A 26,685-nucleotide genomic window follows, 5' to 3' on the forward strand; every position below is an offset into this window, starting at 1 on the left:
AACTGCTTAATCTGATATAAAAAAAAAGCCCACCGAAGTGGGCTTTTTCACATTTTATGTAGCAGATATTCTATTAAAGAACGTCAACTGCATTTAGGTCAGAGAATGCTTTCTCTAGACGCTCAACCATTGATACTTGACCTGCACGTAACCAAACGCGTGGATCGTAGTATTTCTTGTTAGGCGCTGACTCACCTGTTGGGTTGCCGATTTGACCTTGTAGGTAATCGTGGTTTTCAGCTTCGTAGCGACGGATACCGTCCCATGCAGCCCACTGTGTATCAGTATCGATGTTCATTTTGATAACACCGTAACCGATAGACTCTTGGATTTCAGCTTCAGAAGAACCTGAACCACCGTGGAATACGAAGTTTAGAGAGTTAGCTGGTAGGCCAAACTTCTCTGAAACGTAAGTTTGAGAATCACGTAGGATAGTTGGAGTTAGTACAACGTTACCCGCTTGGTAAACACCGTGTACGTTACCGAAAGAAGCAGCGATAGTGAAACGTGGGCTGATAGCGTTTAGTTTCTCGTATGCGTATGCAACATCTTCAGGAGAAGTGTATAGCTCAGAAGAATCCATATCTGAGTTATCAACACCGTCTTCTTCACCACCAGTACAACCTAGTTCGATTTCTAGTGTCATGTTCATCTTAGCCATACGCGCAAGGTATTGACCAGAGATTTCGATGTTCTCTTCTAGCGACTCTTCAGAAAGGTCGATCATGTGAGAAGAGAATAGAGGCTTACCAGTTTGTGCGAAGAACTCTTCACCAGCGTCTAGTAGACCGTCGATCCAAGGAAGTAGTTTCTTAGCAGCGTGGTCAGTGTGAAGAATAACTGGAACACCGTAAGCTTCTGCTACTGCGTGAACGTATTTTGCACCAGCGATAGCGCCAAGAATTTGAGGGCCTTGACCTTCAAGCTTAAGACCTTTACCGCCGAAGAATGCAGCACCGCCGTTAGAGAACTGAACGATAACTGGTGCTTTAGCTTTAGCAGCAGCTTCAAGAACAGCGTTTACTGAATCAGTACCGATACAGTTAACAGCAGGTAGAGCGAAGTTATTTTCTTTTGCTACAGCAAAAACTTTCTGTAGGTCGTCGCCAGAAATAACACCAGGTTTTACAAAATCGAAGATCTTAGACATAACAATAGTCCTATATTTACTTTGTTGTCTGTGGAAAAATTCTTGTGCAAACGTTTGCGATAAGCTTCTATTTTACTGAAATATAACGTCTATCACAAACATTTAAACGTGGAAACTAAGACAATATTATAAATATACTTAGTTTCCACGCCAAATAAATTATGCTTTAGCGCGAGCTTCTAGCATTTCAACTGCAGGTAATTTCTTACCTTCAACGAACTCAAGGAAAGCACCGCCACCAGTAGAGATGTAAGATACTTTATCTTTGATGCCGTACTTGTCGATAGCTGCTAGTGTGTCACCGCCGCCTGCAACAGAGAAACCAGCAGATGCTGCGATTGCGTTCGCAACAACTTCAGTACCTTTACCAAATTGCTCGATTTCAAATACGCCAACTGGACCATTCCAAAGAATAGTTTTTGCGTTCATGATGATGTCAGCAAGTGCTTGAGCTGAATCAGGACCTAGGTCAAGAACCATGTCGTCAGCAGCGATGTCTGTTGCAGCTTTGATTGTTGCTTCAGCTGAGTCAGAGAACTCTTTTGCACATACAACATCAGTTGCTACTGGAATGTCAGTGCTTGCCATTAGCTCTTTAGCTGTAGGGATAAGGTCAGCTTCGTATAGAGACTTACCTACATCGTTGCCTTCAGCTGCGATGAATGTGTTAGCAATACCACCACCAACAACGATTTGGTCAGCAATCTTAGATAGTGACTCAAGAACTGTTAGTTTAGTAGATACTTTAGAACCACCAACGATAGCAACCATTGGACGTGCTGGGTTATCCATTGCTTTACCTAGCGCTTCTAGTTCGCCAGCAAGTAGTGGACCTGCACATGCTACAGGAGCAAACATACCTACACCGTAAGTAGATGCTTGTGCACGGTGAGCCGTACCAAATGCATCCATTACAAATACGTCACAAAGTGCAGCGTATTGCTTAGATAGTTCGTCTTCGTTCTTCTTCTCGCCCTTGTTGAAACGTACGTTCTCAAGAACAACAAGCTCGCCTGCGTTTAGCTCAAGACCATTTAGGTAGTCTTTTGCTAGTTTAACGTCACAATCTAGTGCGTCATTTAAGTAGTTAACTACAGGCTGTAGAGAGAATTCTTCTGCGTATTCGCCTTCCGTTGGACGACCTAGGTGAGAAGTAACCATTACTTTAGCGCCAGCTTCTAGGCAACGCTGAATAGTAGGTAGAGATGCAAGGATACGTGCATCTGAAGTTACTTTACCGTCTTTTACTGGCACGTTTAGGTCAGCACGAATAAATACACGCTTACCAGCTAGATCCAGATCAGTCATCTTGATTACAGACATGTTTTGCCCTCTCAACATTATTTAAAATAAAAGTTCATAAATTTCATGGCTCGGCGTCACTGCCAAACCCAATAATTCTTACTACTTATTTTTGCGGCGTTGCAGCAGAGTTATCTGTTGCCGCCATTGCTAACGCAGTATCTAACATACGATTAGCAAATCCCCATTCGTTATCGCACCACACCAACATTTTAATTAAATGCTGACCACTTACGCGGGTTTGAGTACCGTCAACAATCGCGCTATGGGGATCATGATTGAAGTCAATCGACACTAATGGTGCTTCGGTATAAGTCACTATACCCTTTAATGTACAACGAGACGCATTTAATAATGCTTGATTTACGTCATTAACTTTCACGTTTGTTGTAACAGTAACCGTTAAATCCATCGCGGTGACATTTATTGTGGGCACCCTCACAGAAATCGCTTCAAATTTGTCAGAAAACTTCGGAAAAATACGACCGATACCTAAATGTAATTTGGTATCTACTGGAATAATGGATTGGCTAGCAGCACGTGTTCGGCGTAAATCGGGGTGATAAGCATCAATGACTTGCTGATCATTCATTGCAGAGTGAATTGAGGTTATTGAGCCTGTTTCAATACCGAAACAATCATCCAACACTTGAATGATGGGCACAATGCAATTCGTCGTACAAGAGCCGTTAGAAACAATCGTGTGTTGCGAAGTTAACTGGTGATGGTTAACGCCATATATCACAGTAAAATCGATGTCTTTGGCAGCAGGATGGGAAAATAACACTTTGTTAGCACCAGCATCGATGTGGGCTAAACCATCAGCACGAGAACCTAAGTGGCCACTACAATCAAGGACGATATCGACATCCAAATCATGCCACGGTAATAATTTAGGATCGGGTTGATGAAGCAGACGAATTTGATCGCGATGACCATTTTCATGGGCAATAAAAAGATGCTCCTGGTCATGACTGACAGGCTTACCGAAGCGTCCATGGCTTGAATCATACTGAAGTAAGTGAGCCATTGCTTCAGGCTCAGCCAATTCGTTGATGGCCACGACGTTAATTTGGTGGTGTTTACCGCTCTCATACAATGCGCGGAGCACACTGCGACCGATGCGGCCGAATCCATTTATTGCGACTTTTAGTGTCATATCCGTGCTACAAAAATACTAAGCGGCGTTAGTGTATACCAACCAAGTTTGAGAATCACCATAATTGTGACAACTCTCACTGTGTTTAATTAAATATCTACATAATCAAACACATAATCACACAAAGTTACTTGGTTGAAACTGAAATTGTGAATAGCTAACCACGTTTATCTACTACAAATGTCAATTTCCTGTCATTCAAATTCAGTCTATTTTGCTTATTTTAGATGCAAATCAACACCGTATAGAATTCACAAAAGCAATAATTTATTCGTAGTATAATTATACAAAGTGACATATTTATCTACATATCAGCCTAGTGAGTAGCATCAACATGCTGCTATTCACCTCTTTAACAGCCATTATTTTTACTGCTAAACATTTGTTACATCCGCAATGAGGTTATTTATGAACAAGAAAAAAATTGTTATCGGGGGAGCTCTCGCGGTCTTACTTGGCTACGCAGTCTCAGTTTATTGGTCTTGTGAGCCCGACACCTTTTCGCCAAGTAAATATGCCGCTCAACAAGCGACACTAAACCATCAACAGCCTGTTATTGGTTACGAAACCACGACGACCTTGATCCATATTAATCAATTATTACTGGATAAGCCGGGTGGTTTCCTAACTAATGACCGTCTACCACCAAGTGTATTGATGGATAACATGCCCGCTTGGGAAGCAGGCGTATTAACCCAAGTTCGCGATATGGTCCTTATTTTAAAAGATCGTATTAGCCGTTCTCAAAATGAAAGCCGTATTGATCCCGATCTAAAAGAAGCGCAGCCAGCACTAAACATTAATAGTCACAGCTGGAACTTCCCAAGTGCAGAATCACAATACCAAGAAGCGATCGATTCATTGATCAGTTATCGAGATCGTCTGGTAGAGACTAAAAATCCGAGCAAGAAAGCCACCTTCTATGCTCGTGATGATGGTTTAGTCGCATGGCTAGAAGTGGTTCAAAACCGCCTTGGTAGTATTTCACAAGATCTCGGTTCATCGGTCGGTGAGGCGCACTTAAACGTCGATCATGATCAATTGGCTGAAGGCAATGGTGTTCTACGTGAAATCAAAGTTGATAACACCAAAACCCCGTGGCTAAGAATAGATAATGTCTTCTATGAGTCTCGCGGTTCAACATGGGCATTATTGCTGTTAATGCAATCAATGCGCGATGACTTTAAAGAAGTATTAGAAGAAGCCAAAGCTATGGTAGTGATGGATCAGATCATCGGTGAGCTTGAAGCGACTCAAGAAACCGTATGGAGCCCAATGATTTTAAATGGTAATGGTTTTGGGCTTATCGCTAACCATTCATTGATCATGGCCAACTATGTTTCACGCGCCCAGGCAGGCACTGTGGATCTGATTAATATTCTAGAAAAGCGTTAACCAACTACGCAGATATACCTTCAAAAAGATCGCCTAAGCGCGATCTTTTTTATTAGTAGCCGATTTGCTTGGCGCGACATTGACCTTTACAAGCCCTCGGTTTACAGAAATAATCAGCCCACTCTGTTGCTCAGCGTTAGTAATGACCACGATTTATTAGCAACATTATTTATTGATATTTTTACAGTAAGGGTTACACATGTCGCATAAAGCAACGGGTTTAGTGAAGTGGTTTAGCGAAGAAAAAGGCTTTGGCTTTCTAACCCAAGATACTGGTAATGCAGATGTGTTCGTTCACAGCAGTGGCATTGCTGATAAAACATTAACCAAACTGCCAGTAGGCAAAAAAGTATCATTTGATGTTGAGCAAGGTCAAAAAGGCCTGCAAGCAATCAATGTTGTGGTTTTATAGCGATCAAAAAAGGCCGCTAACTTAGCGGCCTTAGTTTTATTTAGTCATTATCAAATAATCACAATTATTGATAATTACAATTATTGATAATTACAATTATTGATAATTACATCCGTGCTTTAAAGATATTAACGATTTCTTCTAAGCTCGCTTGACGTGGGTTAGTTAAAGAACAGGCATCGTTTAGGGCGTTTTGCGCCATAAATGCGAGTTTATCTTCAGTTACACCCAAATCAGTTAAACGTTGCTTAGTGCCTACTTTTTCAGATAGTGCATCAATCGCTTCAAGGGCTGCATTTACTGCTTGCTCTTGGGTCATTGCGGCGGTGTCGATACCCATTGCTTTCGCAATATCAACAAAACGTTCTGGTACTTGTTTGGCGTTAAAACGTGAAACTTCAGCCAATAAGATTGCGTTACATAAACCGTGTGACAGGTCGTAAACACCCCCTAATTGGTGCGCCATTGAGTGCACGTAACCTAAAGAAGCATTTGAGAATGCCATTCCTGCTAAGTACTCACCGTACTGCATTGCATCACGTGCTGCGCGGTCTTGACCGTTATTCACCACTGCTTCTAAGTTGTTAACAATTAACTCAATCGCTTTGATTGCAGATGCATCAGTGATTGGCGTTGCAGCTGTTGAAACATAGGCTTCAACGGCGTGCGTTAATGCGTCCATCCCTGTGGTTGCGGTTAGGAACTTAGGCATTGCGACCATTAGCTCTGAATCGTTAACCGCAATAATAGGCGTAAAGTGCTTATCAACTACTGGGTATTTAGTTTCATCTTCTTGGTTAGTGATGATCGCAAATACTGTCATTTCTGAAGCTGTACCTGCGGTTGTATTCACGGTTACCAATGGCAGTTGTGGTTTCTTAGATAGATGCACACCTTTAGAGTAATCACGAATGTGGCCACCGTTCGCTGCAACTAATGCGATACCTTTAGCTGTATCGTGTGATGAACCACCACCAAATGAAATCACAAAATCAGCATTGCTTTGCGCAAGAAGTGCCAGACCATCTTCAATGTTTTTCTCAGTTGGGTTTGGCTGCACACCATCGTAAATAACAAAATCTAAGTTATGTGCTTTTAGCTCATCTGTTAGCTTGCTAACCAGACCCACTTCAACTAACACACCGTCAGTGACGATAAGGGCTTTTTTCAATTCTTTTGATGCAAGTTCAGCACCTAGAGATTGAATAGCGTTAGGACCCATTAAGGTTACAGGTGGCATGTAAAATACATTGCTCATAGTAAAACTCCGATAATTATTTATTAATTTATAGTGACTTACCGCGTTAGCCATAAGTCTGAATCTGTTTGATTGCGCGTTTCAAAAATGAATAACGGCTGCTGTTATATCGAACTTAGTGGTTATTGTTTGTGTCGATGCAGCCATTCTACACTTCGCTAATTTGGTAACAATAGAGTAAAAACTAAAACACTTTTACTTATGAGTAATAATTGTTTTTTAACTAAAGTCGGGGAAATCTAATGCTCTATTATTATTTATCAGCCGCTGATAATAGTTTGTCATTAAAGCTCATGTGGCTGTTTTTGTTGGTTACCACAATCCCTGAATGTGATTTATCAGCAGTGCCGCTTACAGTGTAGTGGCTAGCAACAACTGCATTATTGGCTTGGTTATTGAAACTAACGTTACCAGTAAATGCGCCATCACGAGCAGATGCAGTGTAAGAAGTGGCGATAATAGCGGTAGCGATAATTGCTTTAATAACTGTTTTCATGAGTTGTATAACCTTATCTTTATCATTGTTTGTCAACGCCGTCTGCGTTTCGATGGAGCTATATTAACAATTACCAAAAACAAAACAATATACGAAAAATACAAAAGATTATTACCATATAGGAATAATCAAAAAGACAGGGTTTTAGGGGTGAGGGTTAGAGATTGCGAGATTGCGAGATTGCGAGATTGCGAGATTGCGAGAGTCGAGGTTCGAGATTGCGAGTCAAGGAATAGCACGGCAGTTGTCGCGATGGTGAATATATAAGTTATGAGTTTTTTTGTTAGTTGGGTGTAGGTGGGTTGAGTAGCAGCAATTGCGGAGGATCGTAACTTGGTTAACAACCCCATAACTCCACTTTTAAGCTGATTTAGCTCGATAAAAGCTATAAAAACATCGGTTTTGCTAACATTATTCCTCGAACACTGATCACGAAGTGCGGATTAGATGGATACTGTTAAATATGTCAGAAATAGCTAATAGATGAACTTCTTTCCGTGCGAACTGAAAATTAATGTGGCATTAAAAATTGATAGGTTAACCTTTTGAAAATGTTGCATGTAAAATGGTGCTGCTAAATTCTCCTATTCCTATATTGTACATGCCACTTGCGAGAGAAATTGAATGAAGAATAAGAAAATCACTTTTTTGAATGAAGATAACTTCAAATCGTTCATGGCTCAATATGAACTAGCTGAAGATCTAGACGAGATAGAAGATAAGTTCCCTGATGGTACTAAGATTGCTGATTACGCCATTAAAAATGTTGTCGTTATTGAGCTGAAGACTCTCAAAGATGACCCGAAAGAGAAAATGGAAAACTATTTCTATGAAGTGATGAAACGTCCTGATTTTCCCGCAATCTATGGAGAAATAAATTTTCGGCAAGTCGTAAGTTTGTTGCCTGATGGTGAGCATATTATTCGTAAATTCGAACAAAAAGCATTCCGTCAAATTGAAAGTATTATGAGCACTGCGAATAAGCAAGTTATATCAACTATTAAAAACCTTGATATGAACTCTCATACAACAGGGGCGCTAATCATCATTAACGAACTTGCTTCGTTTTTTGAACCTGATGTACTAATAAACTATATATCTGATATGTTGTCAGCGAAAAAATCACTAAATGAATTCAGATTCTCCAATCTTCATAATGTCATCTTGATCCAAGAAACTCACAAAGTAAAAGACCCGAATCAAACTGGAATTATGATACCTATTTATAACGTCGTTAATGATAATTTGATAAAAACAGAAACGACTCAAATAGCTTCTCAAGCACTTCAAAGACTTATTCAAGATTTCTCCCACTTTAATAATTTTAATCATAAAACACATAACAATGCTGATGAGGTTTTAGGTATCGAAAAGATTGAACAGCAACCTCAGTCTAAGAAACCCTTAAGAGGACAAGAGTTGATTGAAGATATGTATCGTAAAAATCGATATATGAAAGACTTTACAGATGATAAATTAATCGAATTTGGTTCGAAGGTGATGTCTATTTGTTACGCTATGCTTTTAAAAGAAAAACCATTGATTGTTGAACATAATCGTAAAATGCAGCTTTTTAGGAAGCAAATAGAGCTAGTTGAAGAAAGTAGGCTAAGACCATTTGATTTAAGACTACTGGATATTGACCCTCAGAAATACGCACCTAAATGAAAATAGAGTCACTTAGTCCACCAAAAAAGAACCTTTATTTTAAATGACCGCCCATAGAGGCGGTTTTTTTGTATCTGGACGTTAGTTGCAAAGTATCGGGTAATGTAAATATGTTTGATGTTAAATAATTTCTCTTTGATTTTTTCTGTTTATAGAACAATTGACATGTTTTTTATTTCTTTTACCTGTTGATTTTATTGGGTTTATTTTTGCTTTTTTTGTTTATTTTAATGGGTTGCTTATAACGACCTTAAAATAAAGATATCAACCAATCATGGTTATTACTAAATAAACTAAGGAGACAAAAATGAGAAATAATGCTCAAGAAAAGAATGAAAATATTCAGATGATGGAACTGGTTAATATAACAATGGAACAGATTAATATCATGATGGTTATACTTTTATCTAGTTTCTGTATTTTTAGCCATGTACCTGCTGAAATTGTTTTTTGTGGGTGTATAAAAATGCTTTTTTTAATAACGCGTAATAGAAGACCTATCCGTAACACTATAAAAAAAGTCATATCGTATGTTAAGGACGTTTTTAATCCCAAGGATAAATAATAGTATCGCGGTTAAATACCGCCCTTTTGAGGCGGTATTTTTATATGCGGGCGCTGGAGAATCGTTTTTGATTGTTATTTAGCGGGCGGATTATATTACAACCATAATCAAACAAGGCCGTTAAACGGCCTTGTTGTAGAATCTTTAACTCTATATTACCAAGTTAGACCACATGCGCTCGCTTTTGCTTTCGCTAGGCTGTAGTACTTACGCTTAACTAAGTAGTTACCGTCGTTTTTAAGTCCTTCAACACGTAGCCATTTATTTTTGCCAAAACGTGCTTTAACCGGAACACCAACAGCAAAGCGTTTACCTGATTGATATTTAGCTACATAAAAAGAATCGCGAACTTTAAAGATGTAGCCATTGCTACCACAAATTCGAGCACTCTCAACACGGCCTTTTTTGCTTTCGCCCCAACGACCCCAATCATTTGCATGACTAGGTAAAGACGTTAGTGCAACCATACCAAGTAATAATCCTAAAATAGCTTTTTTCATGACAACTCTCAAAAGTAAACTTATGAGTTTATTTTAATTTCAAAAAAAGATGAAAGAAAGAAAAATAATCTCATAATGTGAACAATTGACAAATGTCAGCAAAATCTATCCTTTTCAGGATGAGTAAATATCAAAATATAACTAATTAGTATGGTTTTAAGCGCTGGTTGTTTTTTGTGCATTAGGTATTTTGGGTCATAAACGCAAAAAAGGCTTTGAACTAATATGTTCAAAGCCTTCTTAGGAAATATATTTAATGGTTAAGGCTAAGCCCTAACGTTGACTTTACTTAGTCATGTTGCCGCTTTTGTACATAGAAGCGAATACAGGAGTGTAAAGTGCAACAATTTTATTAACGATACCGGTCATTTCTTTTTCCTCAATAAACTAAGCTTTAAATAGTACAACCATCGCCTATCCATTGAATCTATAAGGCTTGTGGTCGTGTTTTGATGGGGCTCATTATAGGTATTTTAATTAACTTGAAAAATGATAAAAACAACCTCTTCGAATTAGTTTTAGTAATGCATGTTTTAAGTAAATTAGTGCTCGTTTTACCTTCTAACCACCGACTTACAACCATAAAAAAAGGCCGCAATCTGCGACCTTCAACGATAAGGCTAAAGCGAATAACTAGCCTAGTAACTCATTGGCGTTATTAACGATATTTTCAACCGTAAAGCCAAACATAGTAAATAGCTCATCTGCTGGTGCTGATTCGCCAAAGGTTGTCATACCGATAATGCGACCGTTAAGACCTACATATTTGTACCAGTAATCAGCAATACCTGCTTCAATCGCGATTCGTGCGGTGACATTTGCAGGTAATACACTTTCACGGTAAGCCGCATCCTGCTTATCAAATAAATCAGTCGCAGGCATTGAAACCAAGCGTACTTGACGACCAGCAGCGGTTAACTCTGTATATGCTTGCGCCGCGATACCCACTTCAGAACCAGTTGCAATTAAAATCAACTCTGGCTCAGCAGCACAATCTTTAAGAATGTAGCCACCTTTAGTGATGTTCGCTACTTGGTCTGCATTACGATCCTGCTGATCAAGATTTTGACGCGAGAAGATCAATGCTGTTGGGCCATCTTTACGCTCAATCGCGTATTTCCAAGCCACTGCTGATTCAACCTGATCACAAGGACGCCATGTGCTCATATTTGGGGTTAAACGTAATGATGCCACTTGCTCTACTGGTTGGTGAGTTGGACCATCTTCACCTAAACCAATTGAATCATGGGTGTAAACCTGAATATTCTGCACTTTCATTAGCGCTGCCATGCGTAGCGCATTACGGGCATATTCCATAAACATTAGGAAGGTTGCACCATAAGGTACAAAACCACCGTGTAAGGCAATACCGTTAATAATGGCTGTCATACCAAACTCACGCACACCGTAGTGAATGTAGTTACCTGATGCATCAGTTGGTGTTAATGATTTAGAGCCAGACCACATGGTTAAGTTAGATGGTGCTAAGTCAGCCGAGCCGCCCATGAACTCAGGTAATAATTGACCATAAGCTTCAAGCGCATTTTGTGAGGCTTTACGTGAGGCAATATTGGCCGGATTTGCTTGCAGATCTGCAATGATCTTTGACGTTTCAGCTTCCCAGTTCGCTGGTAATTCACCGTTGATGCGACGACTAAATTCAGCTGCTAATTGAGGGTAAGCAGCACTATAAGCGGCAAACTTTTGATCCCACGCTGTTTCTTTAGCATTACCCGCTTCAGTTGCATTCCAATTAGCCGCAATATCAGCCGGAATTTCAAATGGACCATGGTTCCAACCTAAGAACTCACGTGCTGCGGCAATTTCTTCAGCGCCCAGTGGTGCGCCATGACAATCATGCGAACCGGCTTTATTAGGTGAACCAAAACCAATGATGGTTTGGCAACAAATAAGTGTTGGCTTCGCGGTTTCTGCTTTTGCTGCTTCAATTGCGGCATTAATTGCCTCAGCATCGTGACCATCAACAGTAGCAATCACATGCCAACCATAAGCTTCAAAACGTTTAGCAGTATCGTCTGAGAACCAGCCTTCTACTTCACCATCAATGGAAATACCGTTGTCATCCCAAAAAGCAATTAACTTACCTAAGCCTAACGTGCCAGCTAGTGAACATGCTTCATGAGAAATACCTTCCATCATGCAGCCATCACCCATAAAGGCATAGGTGTAATGGTCAACAATGTCATGGCCTTGCTGGTTAAATTGCTCTGCCATTGATTTTTCAGCTAATGCCATACCAACCGCATTAGTAATACCTTGACCTAATGGGCCGGTGGTAGTTTCAACACCCGGTGCATAACCGTATTCTGGATGACCCGGTGTTTTTGAATGTAATTGACGGAAGTTTTTCAGATCATCAATCGATAAATCATAACCAGTTAAATGAAGCAAAGAGTAAATAAGCATCGAGCCGTGACCGTTTGATAACACAAAACGATCGCGATCAGCCCAATTTGGATTGTGAGGATTATGATTTAAATGATCACGCCACAATACTTCAGCAATATCTGCCATTCCCATCGGTGCACCAGGGTGACCTGAGTTCGCTTGTTGCACACCATCCATACTAAGTGCACGAATTGCATTGGCCAGTTCTTTACGAGACACCGCATTGCTAGAAGACATATCTGCTCCAAATAGTCATAAAATAATAATTGACGTAAAAATAATGACAGCTTTTAGTGGCTGTCACTTAATTGCGTTTGAATATTGTCTCAAATAGACACCGCCAACTGCAAACGTTTTCGTTTTTAAAAAAGCTATTTTATTCAATACTATGCAATTTATGCTAATTACGCTTTTAACAGCCAATATCAGTAAAATTAATGGCTTAATATTGAATAAGTTAGCGTTTTGACTAAACCCTTACAGATTACATTGTTGATTTTATAGCTAGTCGGGGTATTATAGACGTCTAGACGGAGGTAGCTCCATACATATAAACGTATGGAATGCAGTGCAGTATCAGTATTACCGCTACCGTTCTAATAAATTTATGAATATAAGTGAGATCACCAATGGCTAAACACTTGTTTACTTCTGAGTCGGTATCGGAAGGACATCCAGATAAAATTGCAGACCAAATTTCAGATGCAGTCTTGGATGCAATTCTAGAGCAAGACCCGAAAGCGCGTGTTGCTTGTGAAACTTACGTAAAAACTGGCATGGTAATGGTCGGTGGTGAAGTAACGACTTCTGCATGGGTTGATATCGAAGAAATCACTCGTGAAACAGTACGTGAAATTGGTTACGTTCATTCTGATATGGGCTTTGATGCTAATTCTTGTGCTGTACTAAACACTATTGGTAAGCAATCACCAGACATCAACCAAGGTGTTGATAAATCTGACCCTAAAGAGCAGGGCGCTGGTGACCAAGGTATTATGTTTGGTTACGCAACTAACGAAACTAAAGAATTGATGCCTGCACCAATTACTTACTCTCACCGTCTTGTTCAACGCCAAGCAGAAGTACGTAAGAACGGTACGCTACCTTGGTTACGTCCTGATGCTAAATCTCAGGTAACGTTTGAATACGATCAAGGTAAGATTGTTGGTATTGATGCAGTTGTACTATCAACTCAACACAGTGATTCAATTTCAACAGCAGATCTACGTGAAGCTGTAATGGAAGAAATCATCAAACCAGTACTACCTGAAGAGTGGCTACGTAAAGAGACTAAGTTCTTTATCAACCCAACCGGTCGTTTTGTTATCGGTGGCCCAATGGGTGACTGTGGCCTAACAGGTCGTAAAATTATCGTTGATACTTACGGCGGTGCAGCACGTCACGGTGGCGGTGCATTCTCTGGTAAAGATCCATCAAAAGTTGACCGTTCAGCAGCATATGCAGCACGTTATGTTGCGAAAAACATTGTTGCTGCTGGTATGGCTGAGCGTTGTGAAATTCAACTTTCATATGCTATCGGTGTTGCAGATCCAACATCTATCATGATTGAAACTTTTGGTACTGAGAAAGTACATCAAGATATTATTATTGAAGCAGTTCGTCAGCACTTCGATCTACGCCCATACGGCCTACAAGAAATGCTAAACCTACTTCAACCTATCTACAAAAAGACTGCAGCATATGGTCACTTTGGTCGTGAAGAGTTCCCTTGGGAAAAAACTGACAAAGTAGACGTATTACGCGAGTTCGCTAAACTTAAATAATAATAAATTTAATTTTATCAAATACTAAGGGGCGATTAATCGTCCCTTTTTTTATATCTAAAATAAAATAATCGTCAATATTTATCCTGCGGTGTATAGTCTGCGGTGGTTATTCCCTGCTCGGCGACCGATTAATCTAGGATATTTCACGCTATGACCCCGCTACAAAAGCAAGTACTTACTCACGTAGAACATTGCATCAAACATGCTAATCAACGCCTCAATAAACGACTGCAACTTCCCGCGGTTAATTTTACTCAACGCGGAAAAATTGCCGGTACTGCGCACTTACAAAAATGGGAATTACGCTTTAACCCAATTCTATTGGCTGAAAATCCTGAGGCATTTTTAAATCAAGTGGTAGCCCATGAAGTGGCGCATTTAGTGGTATTTAAATTATTTGGTCGCGTGCGTCCACATGGTCGCGAATGGCAACTGATCATGACTGAAGTATTTAATGTTGCACCTAAAACCACCCATGATTTTAATGTTAGCTCGGTGGCGGGAACGAGTTATATTTACCACTGCCAATGTAGTGAATACCCACTAACCATTCGTCGCCATAATAAAGTTAAACGCGGTCAAGCCAATTATCATTGTCGTAAATGTCGCCAACTATTAGCGTTTAAAACTGTCGCTTAATGGTCACTCTCATCCCCTGACAACCACAATCTGTTGTTAGTGATTAGCAGATTAACTTTTGCCCTCCATCTGCTGCTAACCGTGGTAATATCTGGTATTACTCAACCATTACTACAGATGACCGCATCATGAGAATTCCACGAATTTACCATCCACAACCTTTACCAAGCCAAGGTACGGTTATGCTTAGCGACGATGCGGCTAACCATGTTGGTCGTGTTATGCGAATGCAAGTTGGGCAACAAGTGTTACTGTTTGATGGCAGCAATGCTGAATTCCCTGCTGTGATTAGCAATGCTAGCAAAAAAGCGGTTGAAGTTGAGATTCAAAGCCGTATTGAGCATAGTATTGAATCACCACTTGATATTCATTTAGGCCAAGTGATTTCACGTGGTGACAAAATGGAGTTCACTATTCAAAAATCAGTTGAGCTTGGTGTTAACACTATTACCCCTCTAATTTCAGAGCGTTGTGGCGTTAAACTCAATGCTGAGCGATTTGAAAAGAAACTTGAGCAATGGCAGAAAATCGCGATTGCAGCCTGTGAACAATGTGGCCGTAATGTTGTGCCAACCATTCGCCCAGTGATGAAACTAGAGCAATGGTGCGCTGAAGAATATGATGGTTTAAAACTAAACTTGCACCCTCGTGCGCATTATTCTATTAACACCCTCCCTACTCCAGTAACCAAGGTTCGATTATTAATCGGCCCAGAGGGTGGCTTGTCTGCTGAAGAGATCAGCATGACTGAGCAATATAAATTTGACGAAATTTTATTAGGCCCACGTGTATTACGCACTGAGACTACCGCAATGACAGCCATTACCGCACTGCAAGTTCGTTTTGGTGATCTAGGCTAAGTAAGCAGGAGAAAACAATGATCAAGCTAGGTATTGTGATGGACCCTATCGAGTCTATCAATATCAAAAAAGATTCGACCTTTGCCATGATGATGGAAGCACAACGTCGTGGTTGGGAATTACACTACATGGAAATGAGTGATCTTTCTTTAGAGCAAGGTGTGGCGATTGCACGTACTCGTACTGTAACGGTAAAAAAAGATCCTAACGATTGGTTTGAATTCCATAATGAGCAAGAGATTCCACTCGCGGATCTTGATGCGGTATTAATGCGTAAAGATCCTCCGTTTGATACTGAATACATTTATGCGACTTACATTCTTGAGCGTGCAGAAGATAACGGTGCGTTGATCGTAAACAAACCGCAAAGCCTACGTGATTGTAATGAAAAATTATTTACTGCATGGTTCCCAGAGCTAACCCCAACTACGATTGTTACTCGTCGTGCTGAAAAACTAAAAGCTTTTCACCAACAGCATGGTGATGTGATCCTAAAACCACTTGATGGTATGGGTGGCTCGTCAATCTTCCGCGTAATGAAAAATGATCCTAACGTATCAGTGATCATTGAAACATTGACCGCGATGGGCGAAAACTACTGCATGGCACAAACTTTCGTGCCTGATATTAGTAATGGCGATAAGCGTATTCTAGTAGTTGATGGTGAGCCAATGCCATACTGCCTAGCCCGTATTCCAGCTAAAGGTGAAACCCGTGGTAACTTGGCAGCAGGTGGTCGTGGTGAAGCACGTCCTATTAGCGATACTGATCGTAAAATCGCTGAAACTGTAGCGCCAATTTTAAAACAAAAAGGCTTAATATTTGTTGGCCTTGATGTGATTGGTGACAAGCTTACTGAAATTAACGTCACTAGCCCAACTTGTATCTGTGAAATTGAAGCTGCATTTGATATTTCAATCACGGGTAAATTAATGGATGCAATTGAGCGCCGTATTAACGCTAACTAAATTCACCTAAGCGCTAAACATCAACCATAATCAAACCAACTACGCAGCGATTAAATGTGATCGCTGCTTTTTACTATCAACACCCTCAGCGGTGCTGAGATGTATTTAATGGTATTGTAAATGAACCTGACCAATCATTTTTTAGTGGCAATGCCCACTATGGAAGATCCAAACTTCAAACACAGTGTGATTTATGTGTGTGAGCATAATGATGAAGGTGCTATGGGTATCATCATCAATCAGCCAATTGAAATCTCAATTGCCGATATGCTTGAGCAAATTGATATCGAGCGCACACTGCCTTTAGTTGATCCATTAAGCCTTGAATACCCTGTTCTCAATGGTGGCCCAGTTGCTGAAGATCGTGGCTTTGTATTGCACACGCTTCAAGCTGGTTATGACTCCACAATTACGATTACGCCGCAACTTGCTGTCACCACCTCACTCGATATTTTAGCCCAACTTGGCACTCAACAAGCGCCACAACAATTTATTGTGGCACTCGGTTACGCCGGCTGGGATGAAGGTCAACTAGAGCAAGAATTAGCGGACAATAATTGGCTAACGATTGAGGCTAATAACACCATTATTTTTTCCACTCCGATAGATCAACGCTGGCAACAAGCCATAGCAATATTAGGGGTTAGCCCTGCGAATCTATCATCAGATATAGGTCATGCATGAGTCAATCTCGTAGCGTATTAAGCTTTGATTACGGCACCAAAAGTATTGGGGTTGCAATCGGTCAAGAACTCACAGGCACAGCCAGTCCATTAGCCGCTTTAAAAGCTAAAGATGGTATTCCTAATTGGGATGATATTGAAAAGATCCTTAAAGAGTGGCAGCCGGATTTAATCGTCGTTGGTCTGCCATTAGATCTTAATGGCAAAGAACTAGAAACCATCGCGCCACGCGCCAAGAAGTTTGCTAATCGCATTCATGGTCGTTTTGGTTATGCGGTCGAATTACACGATGAACGCTTAAGCACCGTTGAAGCTAAATCGGAGTTATTTGAACGCGGCGGCTACCGCTCATTGAGCAAAGGTAATATTGATTCACAGTCGGCAGTGGTGATTTTAGAGAGCTGGTTTGAACGTCAATACGGCGCTTAATTAACCATTTTTACTGGTTATTGCGCCGCTATAAAAATACTAAAAAAAAGACCAACTCGATGTCGAGTTGGTCTTTTTTTTTAGTCGGTACAGCTTTAGCTAATAAGATCATCACAAAGCTGACAGCGGTTTTTATTTCACCTAACAGCCTCTTATCAAGCCGCGTAATCTCTCACCTGATCAGCTTGTACAGCTTTTTGATCATTTAAACTCAAGAACTAAACAACTGAATAGCCGTTATTTAACCACAATTAAAACACTTAATAATCAATAAATTAAATAGAAACCACAAATCTGTCGTCATTATTATTAATTTTACTATGATGATCCTTTAGCAAAAGGATCATCATGAGATTATTATTTATCGAGTGTGACTCCAGATAAACTATTTAACGGTTTAGACATTGGATCACCGACTTTGATCATCAACCGTAAGTCATTAGCTGAGTCAGCATGATGCAGTGCATCTTGCTCACTGATCTTACCTTCACTGAATAACTGATACAGCGATTGATCAAACGTAATCATTCCCGCTTCGGTTGATTTTGCCATCACATCTTTAATTTCATACAGCTCACCACGTCGAATAAGATCCGCGACTCGCGGTGTATTAAGTAATAATTCATATACACCATGGCGACCGACACCATTAGCATCAGCCACTAACTGCTGCGCTAAAATACATTTAAGATTAAGTGACAGATCAAACAAAAATTGTTCGCGACGCTCTTTGGGCACTAAATGCAAAATACGCTCTAATGCCTGATTAGCATTATTGGCATGCAAAGTTGCCATACATAAATGGCCAGTTTCAGCAAAATTCATCGCGTATTCCATGGTTTCACGAGTACGAATTTCACCGATTAAAATCATGTCTGGTGCTTGGCGTAAGGAGTTTTTTAAGGCCACTTCATAACTGGCAGTATCAAGCCCTACTTCGCGCTGAGTGATAATGCATTTGTTATGTTGGTGGACAAATTCAATCGGATCTTCAACCGTTAAAATATGACCACTACGATGCTGATTACGATAGCCTGTCATTGCTGCCATTGAGGTCGATTTACCCGACCCCGTTGCACCCACAATTAATACTAAACCGCGTTTGGATAATGCCAGTCGTTCCATATCAATTGGCAACTGTAAATCATCCATTTGCGGAATTTGGGTTTCAATTCGACGGATCACCATCCCCGGTAATTCTCGCTGCCAAAACGCACTAACACGAAACCGGAATCCATTACGCACTAACGCAAAATTGGCTTCTTTGGTGGTGATAAATTCTTGGCGCAAGCTCGCATCCATGGCTTGATCAAATAACCTATTCACCCTATCGAGATTGAGCACTTCGCCAACATCATGCAGGTTGCCATCAATTTTTAATAAACACGCACAATCAACCGTGATGTATAAATCAGAAGCCTTTTTAGCCACCATTTGCTCAAGAATGTCGTCTAAGGTCATCAGTTATTCCTTTAATTAAAACCCACGTTTACTACTATCAAGAATACGGCGTCCTTCTTCTGATTCGACCATTCCTTGTGCCACCAGCATTTTGACGCTTTGTTCCATCGTCTGCATTCCAAGTGAAGCGCCGGTTTGAATCATTGAGTACATCTGGGCAATTTTATCTTCACGGATCAAATTTCGAATCGCAGGGGTTGCCATCATCACTTCATGACAGGCCACTCGCCCACCAGAAGTACATTTCAATAGATTTTGCGCCACCACCGCCCGTAATGACTCCGACAACATCGAGCGCACCATCGATTTATCGCTACCAGGAAAAACATCAATAATACGGTCAACGGTTTTCGCCGCTGAACTGGTGTGCAAAGTGCCAAGCACTAAGTGACCGGTTTCGGCTGCGGTTAAGGCTAAACTAATGGTTTCTTGATCGCGTAATTCCCCCACTACAATCACATCGGGATCTTCACGTAATGATGATCGCAGTGCATTTTGGAAACTTAAGGTATCGCGATGCACTTCACGTTGGTTGATCAAACAACTTTTACTGGTATGAACAAATTCAATCGGATCTTCAATGGTCAGAATATGGCGCTGATAGTTACTATTGATGTAATCTACTAAGGCGGCAATTGTGGTTGATTTACCAGAACCTGTCGCACCCGTTACCAGCACTAGCCCACGACTAAGCTGAGCAATATCATAAAAAACCTCAGGCACATTGAGCGAGGCTAAAGTTGGTATATGGATCGGAATGGTACGCAGCACAGCTGAACAGCCACGCGACTGATGAAAAGCGTTAACTCTGAAGCGACCAATGTCGGGTAATTCAAAAGAAAAATCGACTTCTAATTTTTCTTCATACTCTCGGCGTTGTGCATCGTTCATAATATCAAATATTAATCGATGGACTTCGCTATGATCTAAAGCTGGTAAACTGAGCTTTCTCACATCACCATCAACTCTTATCATTGGTGGAACGCCCGCAGAAAGATGCAGATCTGATGCGTTATGCTTTACACTAAAATCGAGTAATTCGGTGATATCCATACATTTTCCTCAAGAATCAATTATGAACAGTATTAAGCAAAATATTACACAGGTCATCAATGAGATGGCACTAGCAACTGAAAAATGCGGCAGAGCCGCCGATTCGGTGCAATTGTTGGCAGTAAGTAAAACCAAGCCCGTAGCCGCGATCGAACAAGCGATTGATGCCGGTCTGGTTGCCTTTGGTGAAAATTATGTTCAAGAAGGGGTCGATAAAGTCAATTATTTTGCAAGTCACCCTGCAGCAGAACAATTAGTGTGGCATTTTATTGGTCCGATTCAATCAAATAAAACTCGTCCGATTGCCGAGCATTTTGATTGGGTACACTCAATTGATCGTCTTAAAACGGCAACCCGTTTAAATGACCAACGTCCAACTACCATGGCACCATTAAATGTGCTGTTACAAGTTAATACCAGTGGTGAAGCCAGTAAATCAGGTATCAGTGCTGATGAGGTGATGGAACTCGCCGCAGCTATTGCGACCATGCCGCAATTAGTTTTACGTGGATTAATGTCGATTCCACAACCAGAAACCGATTATGATAGCCAATTCGCTGCTTTCAAAGCGTTAGCAGATGTATTTGCACAACTTAAACCACACCACCCGCAACTTGATACCCTATCGATGGGCATGAGTGGCGACATGGAAGCTGCGATTGCAGCAGGAAGTACTATGGTGCGTATTGGTACAGCCTTGTTTGGTGCGCGTGATTATGGCAATCAAGCCTAACAATAGTTTCTAAATAACGGGTAACGACTCTGCCTACCAATTTGGGTGTCGTACCAACAGCAAAGGATATTACATGGAACAGCGCTCTATCGCTTTTATCGGTGCCGGCAACATGGCACGTTCAATCATCGCCGGCTTAATTGCCAGTGGCTACGATGCCAAGAAAATCACAGCGACAGCGCCCAGTGAAACTCGCCTAGCACCGTTACAGCATGATTTTGGTATTAATACCGACAGTGATAACCTGCGCGCAGCGCAACAAGCTGACGTGGTGGTACTGGCGGTAAAACCACAATTAATGGCAGATGTATGTTTACCATTGCAAGCGGTCGACTTCAGTAATAAATTAGTGATCTCAATTGCTGCTGGTATCAACAGCGCACGCTTAGCAACCATGCTTGATAGCCAACTGCATTTAGTGCGCGTAATGCCAAATACACCAGCATTAATCGGTAAAGGCATGAGTGGCTTATATGCCGATTCAACCTTAGCACCACAAGATCATCAATTTGCGAGCGATCTCTTACAAGCTGTTGGTGAAATTTGCTGGGTTAAACAAGAAGCAGATATCAATGGTATCATTGCCGCAGCAGGTAGTGCGCCGGCTTACTTCTTCTTGTTTATGGAAGCAATCCAACAACAAGCAATGGCACAAGGTTTTGATGAGCAAACGGCACGTTTGTTAGTTCAGCAAACTGCATTAGGCGCGGCAGCAATGGTGCAAGCCAACCCAGAAACGGATCTTGCCACATTACGCCAGCAAGTAACGTCTAAAGGCGGTACCACCGCAGAAGCGATTAATACATTCAACCACCATCATTTAACAGAAATAGTGGCTAAAGCAATGCAAGCTGCGGTTGCTCGTGCTCAAGAAATGGAACAATTGTTTTAAGGTTTAATTATGAATTCAATGGCTTTTTTAATCTCCACAGTATTTGATTTATATATCATGATTGTGTTGTTACGGGTGTGGCTACAATGGTCACGTGCAGATTTTTATAACCCGTTTTCGCAGTTTATTGTCAAAGCAACCCAACCGGTTGTCGCACCATTACGTCGCGTGATCCCATCGATTGGCTCATTTGATATGGCGACCATTTTATTTGGTTACTTATTATGTGTGGCGAAGTTTATTTTGCTGCAATTAGCATTAACCGGCGGTGCGTTTGCTTTTAGTCCTAGCTTCTTGTTATTAGGTTTGCTGGCACTGGTTAAAGCAGCCGGTGGGTTATTATTCTGGGTACTATTAATTCGTGCGATTTTAAGTTGGGTCAGCCAAGGCCGTAACCCTATTGAATATGTAATGCATCAGCTAACTGAACCACTAATGGCACCAATTCGTCGTGTGCTACCAGCAATGGGCGGTTTAGACTTAAGTATTCTAGTGATCTTCTTAGGATTGCAGTTTGCTAACTATTTAATGGGTGATTTAATTGGGCCGATTTGGTTCCAGTTATGAGTGCTAATGCTGTCTGTCGCCACGGCGATGATGTGGTTATTCGACTTTACATTCAACCTAAAGCCAGTCGCGATCAAATTGTTGGCTTACATGGCGATGAAATTAAAATCGCCATTACAGCACCACCCGTTGATGGAAAAGCTAATGCCCATTTAGCCAAGTTTTTAGCTAAGCAATTCAAGGTTGCTAAAGGTTTAGTGCATGTGGAAAAAGGCTTTCAAGGCCGTCACAAGCAAATTCGCATTGAAGATCCTAAACAGATCCCCGAACCGATTGCGAGCCTGATGCAATAACATCAACCGCTAGCCCACAGCTAAAAAGCGAATATTTCGATAATATTCGCTTTTTTTTATCACTGAATCTCACTCCACGATAATAACCGCAATAAATTTCTATCTTGAAAGTCAGAGTTAATTACACTGCGCCAACAAATAATGGCACTTTATGGCTCTAAATATGAAATACCTGTTAAGCGTAATATTATTACTGATTAGCCAACTCAGTTATGCTGATCACAGCCACCAATTTGAACAACTTGAAGTCCGTTATTCAGTTATTCCAACCACTTTTATCAGTGATAAAATTGCAGCCTCTTACGGTATCAAACGTAAGCAATGTTATGCCTTAATGAAGGTAAGCGTATTTAATACAGAGCAAGCAGGTAAACCAAGCCTAAACACCAAGATCAATGGCAAAATGTTCAGCGGTCTTGGTGAAAAAAAACGGCTGCGCTTTCGACGTATTCAAGAAGGCTATAAAATTTATTATCTCGCTCAATTTAAGCATCCACCTCAGGCTGAATTTAAGTTTGTGGTAAATATTCATCACCAAAATAAGCCTCATCAGCTCAAATTTGACCAAACATTATTCAGTGATAACGAACCGTTTTCAGCCTCAGCGTTGTTATTATACCCACAACGGCTATCATAGCGGTTATTCGCGAATTACGGTTTTTAAAAGGCATCAATATGAGCAAACTAGTACTGGCAACAGGCAATCAAGGCAAAGTAAAAGAAATGGCTTCCCTACTTGCTGACTTTGGATTTGATGTGGTCGCTCAAAGCGATTTCAATGTTTCAGAAGTGGCTGAAACTGGCACCACTTTTATTGAAAATGCAATCATCAAAGCGCGCCATGCTGCCAAAGAAACCGGCTGCGCAGCTATTGCTGATGATTCAGGGCTTGAGGTTGATTTTTTAAACGGTGCACCGGGTATTTACTCAGCACGTTTTGCTGGTGAAGGTGCTACTGATGCGGAAAATATTGATAAGCTATTAGCGGCAATGGACGGTGTACCAGAAGCACAGCGCAGTGCTCGTTTTCATTGTGTGTTAGTGATGATGCGCCATGAAAATGATCCTACACCACTAGTGTGCCATGGTTCATGGGAAGGCAGTATTTTAACTGAGCGTCATGGTGATAATGGCTTTGGTTATGATCCTATTTTTTGGGTGCCAGAAGATCAATGTGCTTCAGCGCAATTAGATCCAAGTCGTAAAAAGCAGCTGTCACACCGTGGCAAAGCACTTCAACAACTTTTCAGTGCACTAAAAGGCTAACTCATGCTTGTTCCTCCACCGCTCAGCTTATATGTTCACATTCCTTGGTGTGTTCAAAAGTGCCCCTATTGTGACTTTAATTCGCACGCGCTAAAAACTGAATTGCCAGAACTGGATTATATTGACGCGCTAATTGATGATCTTGAAACCGATCTAATGGCTTACCAATTAATCAATGGTCAACGACCACTGCATTCTATTTTTATTGGTGGTGGTACACCAAGTTTGATCTCGCCAGCTGAAATTGGTCGTCTACTGCGCGCCATTGAAGCTCGCATTCCTTTTAGTGACAATATTGAAATTACCATGGAAGCCAATCCAGGCACGGTTGAAGCTGGTCGTTTTGATGATTATCGCCAAGCAGGTGTAAATCGAATCTCAATTGGCATTCAAAGTTTTCAAGATCAAAAATTACAGCGTTTAGGGCGTATTCACGGTAGCCAAGAAGCAATTAAGGCAATAGAACTGGCAAAGTCGGCTGGATTAAACAGTTTTAATACCGATCTAATGCATGGTTTACCTGATCAATCTATTGCTGATGCGATCAGTGATCTTAAACAAGCGATCGCACTTGATCCACCGCATTTGTCTTGGTATCAGCTTACGATTGAACCCAATACTCTGTATTACTCAAAGCCACCAACATTGCCTGATGATGATGATTTATGGGATATTTTTGAGCAAGGACATGCGTTATTAACCGCTGCTGGTTATCAACAATATGAAATTTCTGGCTACAGTAAGCCCAATAAACAATGCCAACATAATCTTAATTATTGGCGCTTTGGCGATTACTTAGGCATTGGCTGTGGTGCCCATGGCAAGATCAGCTTTGATGACGGCCGTATTGTTCGTACAGTGAAGGTCAAACACCCTCGTGGGTATTTACAATCAAATAAGCCTTATTTAAGTGAACAAATAGCGGTGGCTGACAGCGAACGACCGTTTGAGTTTTTCATGAACAGATTTCGATTATTAGAAGCCTGTCCAAAGCAAGACTTTATCGATCGTACTGGCTTACCATTAACCACCATTGCAGCCAATATCGATTGGGCGCTTGAACAAAATTATTTACAAGATAATGGCGATCAATGGCAGATAACTGAACACGGTAAATTATTTTTAAATGATTTGCTGGCTGCATTTGTTGAAGATGATGGTTAGCGTAATCTAAGTGCTAAATGGTACTACCAACAAAAAAGCGAGGGCTGGTCGTTAACGGTTATTTAACCATTTAACCTCTCGTCTCTCGCTTTTTTATGGGCGTTATTATCAAGTGTAACGTTATAATAAATTAACGCTTTCCCAACTTTTCAGCGCGGGAATATGTTGTCTTATTTGACGCTCTTGTTGCATGCGTAAATTGACAAACTGGCACACTTTTGCATTCACATGCTGCCCATGCGACAGCAAATAAGGCAGATCATTATTAATGGTTTGGTAATATTGCACTAATAACTGCGTTTGATCTGGATCGAGTTTTACTTTGTGAATATCAAAATATAACTGACCATCATCTTTAATCACAAAGGTTTGCTTAGATTGCGATAGCGTTAGTTTCTCATCGCTGATACTGACACTATTGTGCCATTGTGGCTCGCACTCACCGGCGATAAGGGTTGAGCTAAATAGCACCATCAAACCACTGCAGCTGATTGTACTTATGATTGTTTTTAATTCCATGCAACTTCCCCTCTTAAAGTGGGTAGCTGCACCTAGCCGCTGCATTTACCCATTAAAAAATAGAACGTCCAATCCGTTCTGAAAGCTTTTCTAATACCGCAGTGCCTACTAATGAATTACCTGATGGATCCAGCTCTGGTGACCATACAGCAATAGTCATCTCTCCTGGAACAATAGCAACAATACCGCCACCAACACCTGATTTACCCGGCATTCCGACTCGGTAAGCAAATTCTCCAGCACCATCATATAAACCACATGTAGCAAGCAATGCATTTATATGCTTACTTTGAGTTTGGCTAATAATTGGCGTTTTTGCACCTAAAGGCTGACCTTTATTTGCTAAATAAGAAAATGTTCGCGCTAAATCAACACAACTCATCTTTAAAGCACAGTAACTAAAATAGTTATTTAGCACTGGCATTACTTCATTATTAAAGTTACCAAATGAACGCATTAGGTAAGCAATCGAGGCATTACGATCACTGTGTTGCATCTCTGAATTAGCCACAATTTTGTCGTATACAATGTGTGGGTTGCAGGATAATTCACGCACTAATTCCAACATTCGATACTGCGGCGCACAAAGACGACTATAAAGCATGTCTGAAATAACAATTGCACCAGGATTAATAAACGGATTGCGTGGAATACCATTTTCCAATTCGAGCTGAATCATCGAATTAAACGCCTGCCCTGATGGCTCTTTACCAACCCGTGCCCATAATTCTTCTGGATCATAGAGTGACATTGCTAATGTTAGCGATAAAACTTTGGAGATTGATTGAATAGAAAAACTTTCTTGGCTATCGCCCGCTTGAATAATTTCACCATCGTTATAACACACCGCGATGCCTAATTTACTCGCAGGAACTTCCGCTAAAGCAGGAATATAGTTAGCCACTTTTCCTTGACCAATCAAAGGTCTAACTTCATCTAAAATGCCTTTTAGTAAGGTCTCTGTTGGCTTCATTTACTTCATCTCCAATAACAAAAAAGCCAACAAAAGTTGGCTTTCTAAATAAATAACGCAATAACAGCTGCTACCCTAATCGAT

The 26,685-nt window shown here is 40.8% G+C and carries 28 protein-coding genes; 17 read left to right on the forward strand and 11 right to left on the reverse strand.

Annotated elements, in window-relative coordinates; genetic code table 11:
- Window positions 1–73 precede the first annotated feature (73 nt).
- The 3 genes from fbaA to epd form a co-directional block, all read right to left on the reverse strand.
- Window positions 74–1,150: a class II fructose-bisphosphate aldolase gene (gene fbaA / locus PAND9192_RS13055; RefSeq protein ID WP_087821208.1), complete on the reverse strand. Its 1,077-nt coding sequence runs from the start codon at window positions 1,148–1,150 to the stop codon at window positions 74–76.
- Window positions 1,151–1,309: 159 nt separating this feature from the next.
- Window positions 1,310–2,473: a phosphoglycerate kinase gene (locus PAND9192_RS13060; RefSeq protein ID WP_087854170.1), complete on the reverse strand. Its 1,164-nt coding sequence runs from the start codon at window positions 2,471–2,473 to the stop codon at window positions 1,310–1,312.
- Window positions 2,474–2,558: 85 nt separating this feature from the next.
- Entirely contained in the window at window positions 2,559–3,611 is a 1,053-nt protein-coding gene (epd, locus tag PAND9192_RS13065; RefSeq protein WP_087854171.1) for an erythrose-4-phosphate dehydrogenase, read from the reverse strand.
- Window positions 3,612–4,019: 408 nt separating this feature from the next.
- On the opposite strand from epd, the gene PAND9192_RS13070 reads away from it, so the two are divergent.
- Window positions 4,020–5,006 carry a DUF2333 family protein gene (locus PAND9192_RS13070; protein WP_087854172.1) on the forward strand — a complete coding sequence of 329 codons (987 nt, stop codon included), beginning with the start codon at window positions 4,020–4,022 and terminating at the stop codon, window positions 5,004–5,006.
- Between the two features lie 199 nt (window positions 5,007–5,205).
- Window positions 5,206–5,418, forward strand: a complete 213-nt coding sequence (locus PAND9192_RS13075) for a cold-shock protein (protein ID WP_060999873.1) — start codon at window positions 5,206–5,208, stop codon at window positions 5,416–5,418.
- Window positions 5,419–5,524: 106 nt separating this feature from the next.
- Here the strand turns inward: PAND9192_RS13075 and PAND9192_RS13080 are convergent, their stop codons facing one another.
- Entirely contained in the window at window positions 5,525–6,676 is a 1,152-nt protein-coding gene (locus tag PAND9192_RS13080; protein ID WP_087854173.1) for an iron-containing alcohol dehydrogenase, read from the reverse strand.
- 253 nt (window positions 6,677–6,929) lie between these two features.
- Window positions 6,930–7,172, reverse strand: coding sequence for a hypothetical protein (locus PAND9192_RS13085; RefSeq protein ID WP_087854174.1), 243 nt, complete (start codon window positions 7,170–7,172; stop codon window positions 6,930–6,932).
- A 624-nt stretch (window positions 7,173–7,796) separates the two neighbouring features.
- Between PAND9192_RS13085 and PAND9192_RS13090 the strand changes: the two genes are divergently transcribed.
- Both PAND9192_RS13090 and PAND9192_RS13095 read left to right on the forward strand, forming a co-directional pair.
- A complete protein-coding gene (locus tag PAND9192_RS13090; RefSeq protein ID WP_087854175.1) occupies window positions 7,797–8,840 on the forward strand; it encodes a hypothetical protein in 1,044 nt (347 codons plus the stop codon).
- Between the two features lie 307 nt (window positions 8,841–9,147).
- Window positions 9,148–9,405 (forward strand): hypothetical protein, encoded by a 258-nt coding sequence (locus PAND9192_RS13095; protein WP_087854176.1) that lies wholly within the window; start codon window positions 9,148–9,150, stop codon window positions 9,403–9,405.
- Window positions 9,406–9,560: 155 nt separating this feature from the next.
- On the opposite strand, the gene PAND9192_RS13100 is transcribed toward PAND9192_RS13095, so the two are convergent.
- Window positions 9,561–9,905 carry a hypothetical protein gene (locus PAND9192_RS13100; RefSeq protein WP_087854177.1) on the reverse strand — a complete coding sequence of 115 codons (345 nt, stop codon included), beginning with the start codon at window positions 9,903–9,905 and terminating at the stop codon, window positions 9,561–9,563.
- 633 nt (window positions 9,906–10,538) lie between these two features.
- Window positions 10,539–12,551, reverse strand: coding sequence for a transketolase (gene tkt, locus PAND9192_RS13105; RefSeq protein WP_087854178.1), 2,013 nt, complete (start codon window positions 12,549–12,551; stop codon window positions 10,539–10,541).
- Window positions 12,552–12,943: 392 nt separating this feature from the next.
- Between tkt and metK the strand changes: the two genes are divergently transcribed.
- From metK to ruvX, 6 genes are all read left to right on the forward strand, one after another.
- Window positions 12,944–14,098, forward strand: coding sequence for a methionine adenosyltransferase (metK, locus tag PAND9192_RS13110; RefSeq protein ID WP_087854179.1), 1,155 nt, complete (start codon window positions 12,944–12,946; stop codon window positions 14,096–14,098).
- 153 nt (window positions 14,099–14,251) lie between these two features.
- Complete coding sequence (locus tag PAND9192_RS13115; protein ID WP_087854180.1) at window positions 14,252–14,740, forward strand: SprT family zinc-dependent metalloprotease; 489 nt, start codon at window positions 14,252–14,254, stop codon at window positions 14,738–14,740.
- Between the two features lie 128 nt (window positions 14,741–14,868).
- Window positions 14,869–15,600 carry a 16S rRNA (uracil(1498)-N(3))-methyltransferase gene (rsmE, locus tag PAND9192_RS13120; RefSeq protein WP_087854181.1) on the forward strand — a complete coding sequence of 244 codons (732 nt, stop codon included), beginning with the start codon at window positions 14,869–14,871 and terminating at the stop codon, window positions 15,598–15,600.
- Window positions 15,601–15,617: 17 nt separating this feature from the next.
- The gene (gene gshB / locus PAND9192_RS13125) at window positions 15,618–16,568 is read left to right on the forward strand and encodes a glutathione synthase (RefSeq protein ID WP_061000765.1); all 951 of its coding nucleotides are present in this window, start codon (window positions 15,618–15,620) and stop codon (window positions 16,566–16,568) included.
- Between the two features lie 120 nt (window positions 16,569–16,688).
- The gene (locus PAND9192_RS13130) at window positions 16,689–17,252 is read left to right on the forward strand and encodes a YqgE/AlgH family protein (RefSeq protein WP_087854182.1); all 564 of its coding nucleotides are present in this window, start codon (window positions 16,689–16,691) and stop codon (window positions 17,250–17,252) included.
- Entirely contained in the window at window positions 17,249–17,680 is a 432-nt protein-coding gene (gene ruvX, locus PAND9192_RS13135) for a Holliday junction resolvase RuvX (protein WP_061000762.1), read from the forward strand. The genes PAND9192_RS13130 and ruvX overlap by 4 nt, the downstream gene beginning before the upstream one ends.
- A gap of 357 nt (window positions 17,681–18,037) precedes the next feature.
- Here the strand turns inward: ruvX and PAND9192_RS13140 are convergent, their stop codons facing one another.
- On the reverse strand, window positions 18,038–19,141 hold the full coding sequence (locus tag PAND9192_RS13140) for a PilT/PilU family type 4a pilus ATPase (RefSeq protein WP_087854183.1): 1,104 nt from the start codon (window positions 19,139–19,141) through the stop codon (window positions 18,038–18,040).
- A 15-nt stretch (window positions 19,142–19,156) separates the two neighbouring features.
- The gene (locus tag PAND9192_RS13145) at window positions 19,157–20,194 is read right to left on the reverse strand and encodes a type IV pilus twitching motility protein PilT (protein WP_061000758.1); all 1,038 of its coding nucleotides are present in this window, start codon (window positions 20,192–20,194) and stop codon (window positions 19,157–19,159) included.
- 22 nt (window positions 20,195–20,216) lie between these two features.
- On the opposite strand from PAND9192_RS13145, the gene PAND9192_RS13150 reads away from it, so the two are divergent.
- From PAND9192_RS13150 to hemW, 7 genes are all read left to right on the forward strand, one after another.
- Window positions 20,217–20,927, forward strand: coding sequence for a YggS family pyridoxal phosphate-dependent enzyme (locus tag PAND9192_RS13150; protein WP_087821193.1), 711 nt, complete (start codon window positions 20,217–20,219; stop codon window positions 20,925–20,927).
- 73 nt (window positions 20,928–21,000) lie between these two features.
- Window positions 21,001–21,819: a pyrroline-5-carboxylate reductase gene (gene proC, locus PAND9192_RS13155; RefSeq protein ID WP_087854184.1), complete on the forward strand. Its 819-nt coding sequence runs from the start codon at window positions 21,001–21,003 to the stop codon at window positions 21,817–21,819.
- Window positions 21,820–21,828: 9 nt separating this feature from the next.
- Complete coding sequence (locus tag PAND9192_RS13160; RefSeq protein ID WP_061000753.1) at window positions 21,829–22,386, forward strand: YggT family protein; 558 nt, start codon at window positions 21,829–21,831, stop codon at window positions 22,384–22,386.
- Complete coding sequence (yggU, locus tag PAND9192_RS13165; protein ID WP_087854185.1) at window positions 22,383–22,679, forward strand: DUF167 family protein YggU; 297 nt, start codon at window positions 22,383–22,385, stop codon at window positions 22,677–22,679. Before PAND9192_RS13160 ends, yggU begins: the two co-directional genes overlap by 4 nt.
- A gap of 163 nt (window positions 22,680–22,842) precedes the next feature.
- Entirely contained in the window at window positions 22,843–23,316 is a 474-nt protein-coding gene (locus tag PAND9192_RS13170) for a DUF4426 domain-containing protein (protein WP_159458247.1), read from the forward strand.
- A 38-nt stretch (window positions 23,317–23,354) separates the two neighbouring features.
- Window positions 23,355–23,945: an XTP/dITP diphosphatase gene (locus tag PAND9192_RS13175; RefSeq protein ID WP_087854187.1), complete on the forward strand. Its 591-nt coding sequence runs from the start codon at window positions 23,355–23,357 to the stop codon at window positions 23,943–23,945.
- Window positions 23,946–23,948: 3 nt separating this feature from the next.
- Entirely contained in the window at window positions 23,949–25,109 is a 1,161-nt protein-coding gene (hemW, locus tag PAND9192_RS13180; RefSeq protein WP_087854188.1) for a radical SAM family heme chaperone HemW, read from the forward strand.
- Between the two features lie 120 nt (window positions 25,110–25,229).
- Here the strand turns inward: hemW and PAND9192_RS13185 are convergent, their stop codons facing one another.
- Both PAND9192_RS13185 and glsB read right to left on the reverse strand, forming a co-directional pair.
- Window positions 25,230–25,628 carry a DUF2884 family protein gene (locus tag PAND9192_RS13185; protein WP_087854189.1) on the reverse strand — a complete coding sequence of 133 codons (399 nt, stop codon included), beginning with the start codon at window positions 25,626–25,628 and terminating at the stop codon, window positions 25,230–25,232.
- Window positions 25,629–25,680: 52 nt separating this feature from the next.
- Window positions 25,681–26,601 carry a glutaminase B gene (gene glsB / locus PAND9192_RS13190; RefSeq protein ID WP_087854190.1) on the reverse strand — a complete coding sequence of 307 codons (921 nt, stop codon included), beginning with the start codon at window positions 26,599–26,601 and terminating at the stop codon, window positions 25,681–25,683.
- Between the last annotated feature and the right edge of the window lie 84 nt (window positions 26,602–26,685).

The sequence above is a fragment of the Photobacterium andalusiense genome, from assembly GCF_900185625.1.
GTDB classification, from domain to species: domain Bacteria; phylum Pseudomonadota; class Gammaproteobacteria; order Enterobacterales; family Vibrionaceae; genus Photobacterium; species Photobacterium aquimaris.

Coding starts and splice junctions, on each gene's coding strand:
- PAND9192_RS13160 (WP_061000753.1), top strand. CDS start 21,829: ATGAATTCAATGGCTTTTTTAATCTCCACAGTATTTGATTTATATATC.
- PAND9192_RS13130 (WP_087854182.1), top strand. CDS start 16,689: ATGAACCTGACCAATCATTTTTTAGTGGCAATGCCCACTATGGAAGAT.
- PAND9192_RS13100 (WP_087854177.1), bottom strand. CDS start 9,905: ATGAAAAAAGCTATTTTAGGATTATTACTTGGTATGGTTGCACTAACG.
- rsmE (WP_087854181.1), top strand. CDS start 14,869: ATGAGAATTCCACGAATTTACCATCCACAACCTTTACCAAGCCAAGGT.
- epd (WP_087854171.1), bottom strand. CDS start 3,611: ATGACACTAAAAGTCGCAATAAATGGATTCGGCCGCATCGGTCGCAGT.
- gshB (WP_061000765.1), top strand. CDS start 15,618: ATGATCAAGCTAGGTATTGTGATGGACCCTATCGAGTCTATCAATATC.
- hemW (WP_087854188.1), top strand. CDS start 23,949: ATGCTTGTTCCTCCACCGCTCAGCTTATATGTTCACATTCCTTGGTGT.
- metK (WP_087854179.1), top strand. CDS start 12,944: ATGGCTAAACACTTGTTTACTTCTGAGTCGGTATCGGAAGGACATCCA.
- PAND9192_RS13175 (WP_087854187.1), top strand. CDS start 23,355: ATGAGCAAACTAGTACTGGCAACAGGCAATCAAGGCAAAGTAAAAGAA.
- ruvX (WP_061000762.1), top strand. CDS start 17,249: ATGAGTCAATCTCGTAGCGTATTAAGCTTTGATTACGGCACCAAAAGT.
- proC (WP_087854184.1), top strand. CDS start 21,001: ATGGAACAGCGCTCTATCGCTTTTATCGGTGCCGGCAACATGGCACGT.
- PAND9192_RS13060 (WP_087854170.1), bottom strand. CDS start 2,473: ATGTCTGTAATCAAGATGACTGATCTGGATCTAGCTGGTAAGCGTGTA.
- PAND9192_RS13115 (WP_087854180.1), top strand. CDS start 14,252: ATGACCCCGCTACAAAAGCAAGTACTTACTCACGTAGAACATTGCATC.
- PAND9192_RS13085 (WP_087854174.1), bottom strand. CDS start 7,172: ATGAAAACAGTTATTAAAGCAATTATCGCTACCGCTATTATCGCCACT.
- PAND9192_RS13095 (WP_087854176.1), top strand. CDS start 9,148: ATGAGAAATAATGCTCAAGAAAAGAATGAAAATATTCAGATGATGGAA.
- PAND9192_RS13185 (WP_087854189.1), bottom strand. CDS start 25,628: ATGGAATTAAAAACAATCATAAGTACAATCAGCTGCAGTGGTTTGATG.
- fbaA (WP_087821208.1), bottom strand. CDS start 1,150: ATGTCTAAGATCTTCGATTTTGTAAAACCTGGTGTTATTTCTGGCGAC.
- glsB (WP_087854190.1), bottom strand. CDS start 26,601: ATGAAGCCAACAGAGACCTTACTAAAAGGCATTTTAGATGAAGTTAGA.
- PAND9192_RS13075 (WP_060999873.1), top strand. CDS start 5,206: ATGTCGCATAAAGCAACGGGTTTAGTGAAGTGGTTTAGCGAAGAAAAA.
- PAND9192_RS13170 (WP_159458247.1), top strand. CDS start 22,843: ATGAAATACCTGTTAAGCGTAATATTATTACTGATTAGCCAACTCAGT.
- PAND9192_RS13080 (WP_087854173.1), bottom strand. CDS start 6,676: ATGAGCAATGTATTTTACATGCCACCTGTAACCTTAATGGGTCCTAAC.
- PAND9192_RS13140 (WP_087854183.1), bottom strand. CDS start 19,141: ATGACCTTAGACGACATTCTTGAGCAAATGGTGGCTAAAAAGGCTTCT.
- PAND9192_RS13145 (WP_061000758.1), bottom strand. CDS start 20,194: ATGGATATCACCGAATTACTCGATTTTAGTGTAAAGCATAACGCATCA.
- PAND9192_RS13150 (WP_087821193.1), top strand. CDS start 20,217: ATGAACAGTATTAAGCAAAATATTACACAGGTCATCAATGAGATGGCA.
- PAND9192_RS13070 (WP_087854172.1), top strand. CDS start 4,020: ATGAACAAGAAAAAAATTGTTATCGGGGGAGCTCTCGCGGTCTTACTT.
- PAND9192_RS13090 (WP_087854175.1), top strand. CDS start 7,797: ATGAAGAATAAGAAAATCACTTTTTTGAATGAAGATAACTTCAAATCG.
- yggU (WP_087854185.1), top strand. CDS start 22,383: ATGAGTGCTAATGCTGTCTGTCGCCACGGCGATGATGTGGTTATTCGA.
- tkt (WP_087854178.1), bottom strand. CDS start 12,551: ATGTCTTCTAGCAATGCGGTGTCTCGTAAAGAACTGGCCAATGCAATT.